Consider the following 9,553-nt stretch of genomic DNA (forward strand, 5'->3'; position numbering starts at 1 on the left):
TGTTTGTTTTTTTTTTTTTTTTTTTTTTCACACCCCCCCACAAACACCCCCCCCCCCCCCCCCCCCAACCCCCTGTGCGGCGAGCGTCTTCAAGCACGTCCTGCCTGGAGGTCTTCGCATGCGTCGGCCATTCACAACGTGCCAGGGAAGTACAGCTAACGCAGCGCGAGCGGCACGACCGTGGGCCGTGCCGCTCGCGCTGGCAAACGAGGAGACTAGTTGATGGTCTCGTCGACGCAGGAGGTTGAGACGTCGGTCACGACGGCCTCGAACTCGGCGCGCTCTTCGTCGGTGCCGTACTCGTTGTTGGCGGCCTTGGCGAGCAGGTCGTCCGAGAGGTCGGAGTCGACGAGGCCCTGCGAGATGCAGTCGAGGAACGCGTCCTGCGTTTCGGCGTCGAGGCCGGTCGTCGTGCTGCCGAGCTCTTCTTCGATGGTCGACTTGAGCTCGTCGGCGGTCGGGCGCTCAGCGGCACCCGAGCAGGCGGTAAGGGCGAGGGCGGCGCCGATCATGGGGATGACGGCGAGGCGACGAAGTTTGATGTTCATGCGTCACAGCTTAAAAGAACCTGAGCGCGCCTCGTGACCGTTCGGGCGCGGCGCCGATGCAAAATCAACCGCTGGCGCGCGAGATGTCGGCCCTGGGATGTACGGATGCGCTAGTCGCGGTGCGTCAGGCTGCCGGGCAGGTCGGTGGGCCGGGGGAGGGGCTTGCCGAACAAGCGCATGGGTCGCGAGTACGTCGACAGCGTGTTGGCGCGCCGCCAGTGGCGGTCGATCGCGAGCTCGTAGAAGTCGACGAGCGACTCGGTCGCCGAACGCCACGAGCTGCGCAGCGCCTCCTCGCGCGCCTGCCGTCCCATCTGCGTGCGCAGCTCGTCGTCAAACAGCAGGCGCCGCAGCTGGGTCTCGAAGTCCACGGCCGAGTCGGGATTAAACAGTAGGCCGCCGACCCCCTCGGGCACGGCGAACGGGATGCCCCCGGCTCGCGCCCCGACGACGGGCACGCCCGACGCCATCGACTCGAGGGCAACGAAGCCGAGCGTTTCGGTGGTTGAGGGGAACGCAAAGACGTCAGCCGACGCGAACGCCGACGCGAGCGCGGCGCCGGACATGTAGCCGGTGAACACCGTGTTCGTGCCGGCGAAGTCGCGCTCAAGCTCGTCGCGATCGGGGCCCGATCCGACCATGGCTAGCCGCACGCCCTCGGCGCCGAGTCGGCGAATCGGCTCGAGGAGGGCGCGCAGGTTCTTCTCTTTCGACATGCGCCCGACGTAGACCATGAGCTTGTCGGCTGGATGCCCGTCGGTGAGGATGCTGCGGGTCTCGAGCGACGCGTTGTCGGGCCGGTAGGAGTCGGTGTCGATCGCCTTTGGCCAGAGATCGACCCGCTCGAAGTCGAGCGCTTGCGCCCGCTCCACCATCTGCGGCGAGGTGCAGAGGTTCACCTCGGCGAGGTTGTGGATCTTGCGGATGTACGAGGTGCCGGCCTTGCGGATCGCGCCGAGCCCGAGCGCATCCGCGTACTTCGGGGTGTCGGTGTGGAAGCTCGCGAGCATCGGCAGATCGCGCCGCGCCGCGCTCAGCGCGCCGTACGCGGCGAGCGCGACGGGGTTGACCAGGTGCACGACGTGCGGCGCGAACTCCTCCATCTGGCGCGCAATGTTCGGCGTCGGGATGCCGACCTTGACCTCGGGGTACCAAGGGCGCATCGGCACCGAGTTCACGTGCACGACTCGGTGCTGCGCATAGTTCGAGGGCGCGTTGCCGGGCGCGAACACGAGCACCTCGTGCCCGAGATCGCGCAGCTGCTCGATGGTGCGCAGCACCCGAGTGACCACGCCGTCGATCTTCGGCAGGAAGACCTCCGTAAACAGCGCGATCCGCATACCGACGCCTACTTGGTGTCGGCGGCGACCGACGCGGGCACGCCCGCGTGCTGGTTCTGCGTCCAGAGCGAGGTGGCCGGCACCTTCGACAGGTCGGCGCGGTCGGCGTAGTTGCGCGCGATGTCGGTGACCTCGAGCAGCAGGCCTTCGGCAAGCTTGGTCGGGTTGAGGCCAAGGTCGAGGAACGTGTCGTTGCGCACGTGCAGCTCGTTCTCGGCCGCCTCGTTGCGCGGGTTCGGCACGTTCTCGACCCGAGCATCCGCAATCTTCGCGATGAGCTCGGCGAGGTCGCGCACACGGTGCGTCTCGGTCATTTGGTTGAAGATCATGACGCGGTCGCCGCGCTTCGGCGGGTTCGTGAGCGCGATCTCGATGCAGCGCACCGTGTCCTGAATATGGATGAACGCGCGGGTCTGGCCGCCTGTGCCGTGCACTGTGAGCGGGTAGCCGACGGCCGCCTGCATGAGGAAGCGGTTGAGCACCGTGCCGTAGTCGCCGTCGTAGTCGAAGCGGTTGATGAGGCGCTCGTCGAGGGCGGTCTCGGCGGTGTTCGTGCCCCACACGATGCCCTGGTGCAGGTCGGTGATGCGCAGCTGGTCGTTCTTCGCGAAGTACGCGAACATATTCTGGTCGAGCACCTTGGTGAGGTGGTACACCGAGCCCGGGTTGGTCGGGTAGAGAATCTCCTGGCTGACGCGGTGTTCTTCGACCTTGTTGCCGTTCTCGTCCTCATCGCTGACGACCTCGACGCCGAGGTAACCCTCGGGAATCTTCATGCCGGCGGTGCCGTAGCCGTAGACGCCCATGGTGCCGAGGTGCACGAGGTGCACGTCGCGGCCCGACTCGACAATCGCGGTGAGCACGTTGTTCGTTGCGTTGACGTTGTTGTCGACGGTGTAGCGCTTGTGCCACGGCGACTTCATCGAGTACGGCGCGGCGCGCTGCTCGGCGAAGTGCACGATCGCCTCGAGCTCCTCGTCGACGATGAGCTGCAGCAGGGCGTCGTAGTCCTGCGCGACGTCGATGTTCTTGAACGTGACGTCCTTGCCCGAAACGTCCTTCCACACCGCGAGACGCTCCTCGATGGGGGCGATGGGGGTCAGCGAGTTCGCGCCGAGCTCTTCGTCGATGCGGCGGCGCGAGAGGTTGTCGACAATGACAACGTCGTGGCCAGCGTTCGACAGGTGCAGGGCAGTGGGCCAGCCGCAGAAGCCGTCGCCACCGAGAATTGCGATCTTCACGTGTTCTCCTGGTTTGTCGCGGATCCGAGTCCCAGCGTCGCGCGGTAAAGCGACGGGATACGGAAACTCCGTCCATGCTACGGGGCCCAGTTAACGGACTATGAAGTCGCGCGGCCCCCATCGCCTCGGCACGTCGGGGGCCGCAGCGTGACAGGATGCTGCAATGAGTGCACCGGAAGTTGACGTCGTCCTGCACGAGCTCGGGATCACCCAGCTCGAAGACCTCCCGCGCACCGTCGCGATCGTCGAGGATGCGCAGCTCGACTTCGCCCGCGCGCTCGCCGAGCTGCCGGGCGAGGCGCGCCCGAGCATCCGGGTCTTCAGCGACGCCGGTGTGAGCCCCGAGGCGCGCGACGTGTTCGAGCACGCGGCCATCACCGAGTGTGCCGAGCTCGACGGCGAGCTGTTCGACGGCGCGGAGCTTGTGCTCGGCCTGCTGCCGAAGTCGCTCGCTGAGCTCGACGAGATCGCCGAAACCGTCGCGGCGAAGGCGGCGCCGGGCGTCACGCTCATGCTCGCCGGCCGCGAGAAGCACCTCACCCGCTCGATGAACGAGCAGTTCGAGCGCCACTTCGCCCAGGTGCGGGCCACGCGCGGCCTGCGCAAGGCGCGCGCGATCGTCGGCACCGAGCCAAAGCCCGCCGCCGAACTGAGCTACCCGCGCGAGGCGCGCATCGACGACCTCGACCTCACCGTCGCAGCCCATGGCGCCGCGTTCGCGGGCACCGGCTACGACATCGGCACCCGCGCGCTCATCGAGGCGCTCGACGTCGACGACCTCGACGCGAGACGGGTCGTCGACCTCGGCTGTGGCACGGGTCTCCTCGCCGCTTGGCTCGCGAAGCGGCTGCCCGACGCTGAGGTGATCGCGACCGACCGCAGCTGGGCGGCCTGCGCATCCGCCGCCGCAACCGCCGCCGCGAACGGGCTCGACGGGCGCATCACGGTGGTACGCGGCGACGCGGGTGCCGGCATCGACGATGCGAGCTGCGACCTCGTACTGCTCAACCCGCCGTTCCACGAGGGGCGCGACGTCGAGAAGGGCATGGCAAACGAGCTCTTCCGCGCGGCGCGGCGCATGCTGCGGCCGGGCGGCACCCTCGTCACAGTGTTCAACTCGCACCTGCGCCACCGCGAGCACCTCGAGCGCATCGTCGGACCCACGCGGCAGCTCGCGCGCACGAGCAAGTTCACCGTGACGGCAACGACCCGCTAGTCGACGGTGCCGGGCGGCGGCAGGCGCGGCAGCCCTGTGTCGGGGTCGTCCGAGGCGACCGCCGTGTTGAGGTCGTTGCCGAAGATGTAGCTCGCGCGGATGAACTGGCCGCGCAGCGCTCGCGGCAGCCAGTACTGGGCATCCGACCACATGTTGTCGAGCGGCAGGTCGCTGAGCGGGAACCACACGGGCGCGATCTCGGAGGACTCGGCTGGTTCGCCGATCCAATCGCGGCAGAGGTACACCCACGACTCCTGCGAGAGCGCCGGCTTACTGCCGAAGATGTAGGTGAGCAGCGCAACGTGCCGCAGCTGGTTCGGGTCGACGAAGAGGTTCGCCTCCTCTTCGATCTCGCGCACGGCCGCCACCCGGGGGTGCTCGCCGAACTTGAGTTTGCCGCCGAGGCCGACGATCTTCGAGACGCCGAGCCCGCGCTTCTTGTGTCCGAGCAGCACCTCGGTTCCCTGCGCGCCATCGCGCAGTAAATAGGTGACGCAGACCTGTGGCAGTGCCATAGCGATGAGCATATTCCAGGATGCGCCGCGGCAACACTCCCCGGTTCGACGGTCGCGCTCGGACTCGCCAACTACGCTGGGCAGTGCACGTCACACGAGTGAGGACCCTCTATGTCTGAAGTTCTGGATCTGCTCAGCGATTGGTTGCCGAACCAGCGGTGGTTCGCGGGCGACGCCCGACCCGAGCGGCTCGAGCTGCTTGGCAGCTACCAACTGAGCGCGTCGGAGCACGACTCCGGCGTGCGGCTCATCACCGTCGCCCTCGTGCGCGACGCCGCGCTCGAGCACGCGCAGACCTACCAGGTGCCGCTTGTCGTGCGCGACATCGACGCCGCGGTCGAGCCGCTCGGCTACATCGGCGCGGCGACCGAGCACGGCGACCGCGCGGCGCTCGTTGACGGCCCGCACGACCCCGCGTTCACGCGTGCCCTGATGTCGCTCGTCGCCGACGAGGGCAGCTCGATCGGCGCCGGTGACAGCGCGGTCGAGGCGTACGGCCAGCCGATGCCGGGTGCGCGGGCGCACCGCTTTGCGTCGTCGCGGGTGCTCGGCGGCGAGCAGTCGAACACCTCGATTATTTGCGAGCTGCGCGACGACGGTGGCGAGCCCGCCGTGCCACTCATCATCAAGGTTTTCCGCACCCTGCACGGCGGCGACAATCCCGACGTGACGCTGCAGACCGCGCTCGCGGCGGCCGGCTCGCTGCGCGTGCCGCCAACGTTCGGGCAGGTCTCGGGCTCGTGGTTAGACCCGCAGCTCGGTCGGCTCTCGGGGCACTTCGCGTTCGCGCAGGAGTTCTTCGCGGGCGTCGAGGACGCCTGGCGGGTCGCCCTGCGGGCCGCCGAGTCGGGCGAGGACTTCTCGCAGCTCGCGCACTCGCTCGGCGAGGCGACGGCCGAGGTACACACGACGCTCGGTCGCGTCATGCCGGTCGTCGAGCCGGAGCAGGACGACGTCGATGCCGCGGTCGAGCAGATGCGCGCGCGCTTCGGCCTCGCGGTCGAGGTGCTGCCCGAGCTCGAGTCGCTCGTGCAGTCGGTCGACGACGTCTATGAGCGGGCGCGCCGCGCGAATTGGCCGCTGCTGCAGCGCATCCACGGCGATTTCCATCTCGGCCAGGTGCTCGCGGTGCCCGACCGCGGCTGGGTGCTGCTCGACTTCGAGGGCGAGCCGCTGCGCCCGCTCGCCGAGCGCAACTCACCCGACGTGCCGCAGCGCGACCTCGCCGGCATGCTCCGCTCGTTCGACTACGTCTCGGGCGCGCTGTCGGTGCGCGCGGGGCGCGAGGTCGCGCGAGCCTGGGCCGACTCAGCTCGCGCCTCCTTCTTGCAGGGGTACACCGACGGCCTCGTCGCGCTCGTCGCGGTCGAGGCGGGTGAGGATGCGCCGGGCGAGGCCGACCTCGAGGCCGTGCTCATCGCGTACGAACTCGACAAGGCCGTCTACGAAGTAATCTACGAGGCCCGGCACCGACCCGACTGGCTCACGATTCCCGCGCTGGCCGTGCGCCGGCTCACCGAGCGCTCTGCGCGCCACTAGCCTCGCGCATCCGCCTGGCCTCGAGCCGGAAACGAACGGTGGGCGCCGCAGCAAGTGCTGCGACGCCCACCGGGTCGTGGCTCAGGCGCTACGCGAGGTACGAGTGCGCGTGGAGTACCGAGACCATGGGGTTTCGGTGCGCTGGCGTGCTCGGCGACGCGGCATCGGTGTCCGTCAGTGCGGTGCCGAAGTTGCGCACCTGCTGGTCGTACGCGGCGAGAAGCTCATCGCGGCGGAAGCGCAGCGCGTAGGCCGGCACGGGGATGTCATTGAGGAACAGGCGCAGGAACTCGAGCTGGGCGTGCCAGGTCGATGCCGCGCGCACGACGTCGTCTTCGTCGAGCCCCGACACTGTCAGTCGCAGATGCGTGCCGCCGACGAGGCCGTTCTCGAGGTCGAAGCGAATGTTCGAGGCCGGGTAGCTCCCGAACTTCCACTCGTAGTCGAGGGCGCGTAGCGGCTCGAACTCGAGCACCTTGCCCTCGATGTCGTAGTGCGAATCGTTAAGGTACTCCACAGTGAAGTGGTTACCCGCCACGAGGTCGTGCGAGAACGTTCCAAGCCACGATGCGAGGGCGTCACGGTCACTAATCGCGCGCCAGAGCTCGCGGCGACCGAACTGTGAATCGATGTCGAACACAACTCGAAAGCCGCCAGATTCGCGACCAATCTTGCCGATGATTTCAGCCATTGTTGTCGCCTCCTATTTCTGGCTGCCATTTGGCAGATGTTTGGGCTGTTGCGGGTTCGCAACAGGAGCAGTGATGACCGCTGCTTGAACACTAGGTTAACAGGAGGTTAACGAGGTGGCAGGGTTTCCTTGATGGGTGGGCGTGTTGCGCAGGAAAACCTCAGCTCAAATGCTTGCGCGGCCTGGACAAAGTCGTAAACTTGAGTCAAGTCCGCTCAAGTTGTGATTCAGATCAGCGAAAGGAGACACTAATGGCCAACATGCAAGGCGCACAGGCTCCCGATGAGGAAAGCCAGTCAGCCCTCGAACGCTTCGGTGTCAACCTCACCGACATCGCTCGCGCCGGCAAGCTCGACCCCGTGATCGGGCGAGACAGTGAGATTCGGCGCATCAGCCAGGTGCTCACGCGCCGCACCAAGAACAACCCCGTGCTCATCGGCGAACCCGGTGTCGGCAAGACCGCCGTTGTCGAAGGGCTCGCCCGGCGCATCGTCGCTGGCGACGTGCCCGAGTCGCTGAAAGAGAAGGACGTCATCTCGCTGGACATGTCGGCGATCCTCGCCGGCGCGAAGTACCGCGGCGACTTCGAAGAGCGAATGAAGGCGGTGCTCGACGAGATCGTCTCGAGCGAAGGCCGCATCATCACCTTTATTGACGAGCTGCACACGCTCATGGGTGCCGGTGGCGGCGAATCGAGCGTCTCGGCGGCGAACATGCTCAAGCCGATGCTCGCGCGCGGTGAGCTGCGTCTCATCGGCGCGACGACCCTCGACGAGTACCGCGAGTTCATTGAGAAGGACTCAGCGCTCGAACGTCGCTTCCAGCAGGTTTACGTCGACGAGCCGAGCGTCGAAGACACGATTGCGATCCTGCGCGGGCTCAAGGAGCGGTACGAAGCGCACCACAAGGTCGCGATCAGCGACGGGGCGCTCGTTGCCGCGGCATCCCTCTCGAACCGCTACATCCCCTCCCGTCAACTGCCCGACAAGGCCATCGACCTCATCGATGAGGCCGCGTCGCGGTTGCGGATGGAGATCGACTCGTCGCCGCTCGAGCTCGACCAGCTCAAGCGGCAGCTTGAGCGCATGAAGCTCGAGGAGTTCGCGCTGAAGAAAGAGCACGACGACGCGTCGAAGGAGCGACTTGCGAAGCTGCGCGAAGACATCGCCGCTCGACAGGCTGAGCTCGACGCGCTGCAGGCGCGCTGGGACGCCGAGCGCAGCGATCTGAACCGCGTCGGTGACCTCAAGTCGAAACTGGACGATGCGCGCATCCGGGCCGACCGGGCGCAGCGCGAGGGTAACCTCGAGCTCGCGAGCCGCGTGCTCTACGGCGAGATCCCCGAACTCGAGCGCCAGGTGGCGCAGGCCGAGGCCGCCGAGCAGAACGAGGCGCGCATGGTGAACGACCAAGTTACCGAGGAGGACATCGCCGAGGTCGTGGCCGCGTGGACGGGCATTCCCGTCGGTCGGCTCATGCAGTCGGAGCGCGAGAAGCTGCTGCACCTCGAGGACGAACTGCACGAGCGGGTCGTCGGGCAGGATGCGGCGGTCAAGGCGGTCTCGGATGCGATTCGTCGTTCGCGGGCCGGGGTGTCCGACCCGACGAAGCCGACCGGCTCGTTTATGTTCCTCGGCCCCACGGGCGTGGGCAAGACCGAGCTCGCGAAGGCGCTCGCCGAGCTGCTCTTCGACGACGAGCACGCCATGGTGCGCATCGACATGTCGGAGTACGGCGAGAAGCACTCGGTCGCACGGCTCGTCGGTGCGCCTCCGGGCTACGTCGGCTACGAGCAGGGCGGCCAACTCACCGAGGCGGTGCGGCGACGCCCGTACTCGGTCGTGCTGTTCGATGAGATCGAGAAGGCACACCCCGAGGTGTTCGACGTGCTGCTGCAGGTGCTTGATGACGGGCGGCTCACCGACGGCCAGGGCCGCACGGTTGACTTCCGCAACACCATCCTGATTCTCACGTCGAACCTGGGCTCGCAGTTCCTCGTCGACCCGCTGCTCACTCCCGAGCAGCGCCGCGAGGAAGTGCTCGGGGTCGTGCGCAAGTCGTTCAAGCCCGAGTTCCTCAACCGGCTCGACGAGCTCGTCGTGTTCGATGCGCTCTCAAGCGAGCAGCTTGCCCGCATCGTCGGCTTCAACATCCGCACCCTCGAGGCCCGGCTCGCCGAGCGTCGTCTGCGGATCGACGTCGACGAGGATGCGCGCGAGTGGCTGGCCGAGCGCGGTTACGACCCGATCTACGGCGCCCGACCGCTGCGTCGCCTGATGCAGCACGAGATCGACGACCGGCTCGCCCGGGCGATCCTGGCGGGAGAGGTGCACGACGGCGACACCGTCAAGGTGCGCGTCGCCTCGGACCACAACTCCCTCCAGCTCAACCCCGTCCGCTAGTGCCCTCAAGCAGTTGAGTGGTCGGTTTTTGTAGTTCTGGCACCGCCAGAACTACAAAAAC

At 67.2% G+C, this 9,553-nt stretch carries 8 protein-coding genes; 3 read left to right on the top strand and 5 right to left on the bottom strand.

Translation table 11 applies throughout. The features are described 5' to 3' along the window. Nucleotides 1–215: 215 nt before the first annotated feature. From QM019_RS12025 to QM019_RS12035, 3 genes are all read right to left on the bottom strand, one after another. Nucleotides 216–548, bottom strand: coding sequence for a hypothetical protein (locus tag QM019_RS12025; protein WP_125107503.1), 333 nt, complete (start codon nucleotides 546–548; stop codon nucleotides 216–218). A gap of 110 nt (nucleotides 549–658) precedes the next feature. After that, on the bottom strand, nucleotides 659–1,888 hold the full coding sequence (locus QM019_RS12030; protein ID WP_282853197.1) for a glycosyltransferase family 4 protein: 1,230 nt from the start codon (nucleotides 1,886–1,888) through the stop codon (nucleotides 659–661). Between the two features lie 8 nt (nucleotides 1,889–1,896). Further along, nucleotides 1,897–3,129 carry an NAD-dependent epimerase/dehydratase family protein gene (locus tag QM019_RS12035; RefSeq protein WP_282826081.1) on the bottom strand — a complete coding sequence of 411 codons (1,233 nt, stop codon included), beginning with the start codon at nucleotides 3,127–3,129 and terminating at the stop codon, nucleotides 1,897–1,899. 163 nt (nucleotides 3,130–3,292) lie between these two features. Between QM019_RS12035 and QM019_RS12040 the strand changes: the two genes are divergently transcribed. After that, nucleotides 3,293–4,345 (top strand): class I SAM-dependent methyltransferase, encoded by a 1,053-nt coding sequence (locus QM019_RS12040; protein ID WP_282853198.1) that lies wholly within the window; start codon nucleotides 3,293–3,295, stop codon nucleotides 4,343–4,345. On the opposite strand, the gene QM019_RS12045 is transcribed toward QM019_RS12040, so the two are convergent. Beyond that, nucleotides 4,342–4,860: an 8-oxo-dGTP diphosphatase gene (locus tag QM019_RS12045; RefSeq protein WP_282853199.1), complete on the bottom strand. Its 519-nt coding sequence runs from the start codon at nucleotides 4,858–4,860 to the stop codon at nucleotides 4,342–4,344. The genes QM019_RS12040 and QM019_RS12045 overlap by 4 nt on opposite strands. A 111-nt stretch (nucleotides 4,861–4,971) precedes the next feature. Here QM019_RS12045 and QM019_RS12050 point away from each other — a divergent pair, with 111 nt between their 5' ends. After that, nucleotides 4,972–6,399, top strand: coding sequence for a maltokinase N-terminal cap-like domain-containing protein (locus QM019_RS12050; protein WP_282853200.1), 1,428 nt, complete (start codon nucleotides 4,972–4,974; stop codon nucleotides 6,397–6,399). Between the two features lie 88 nt (nucleotides 6,400–6,487). On the opposite strand, the gene QM019_RS12055 is transcribed toward QM019_RS12050, so the two are convergent. Continuing rightward, on the bottom strand, nucleotides 6,488–7,090 hold the full coding sequence (locus QM019_RS12055; protein ID WP_282826085.1) for an SRPBCC domain-containing protein: 603 nt from the start codon (nucleotides 7,088–7,090) through the stop codon (nucleotides 6,488–6,490). 251 nt (nucleotides 7,091–7,341) lie between these two features. Here QM019_RS12055 and QM019_RS12060 point away from each other — a divergent pair, with 251 nt between their 5' ends. Next, nucleotides 7,342–9,492, top strand: a complete 2,151-nt coding sequence (locus QM019_RS12060; RefSeq protein ID WP_282853201.1) for an ATP-dependent Clp protease ATP-binding subunit — start codon at nucleotides 7,342–7,344, stop codon at nucleotides 9,490–9,492. Nucleotides 9,493–9,553: the final 61 nt, after the last annotated feature.

The organism is Gulosibacter sediminis (genome assembly GCF_030011715.1).
GTDB classification, from domain to species: Bacteria; Actinomycetota; Actinomycetes; order Actinomycetales; family Microbacteriaceae; genus Gulosibacter; species Gulosibacter sediminis.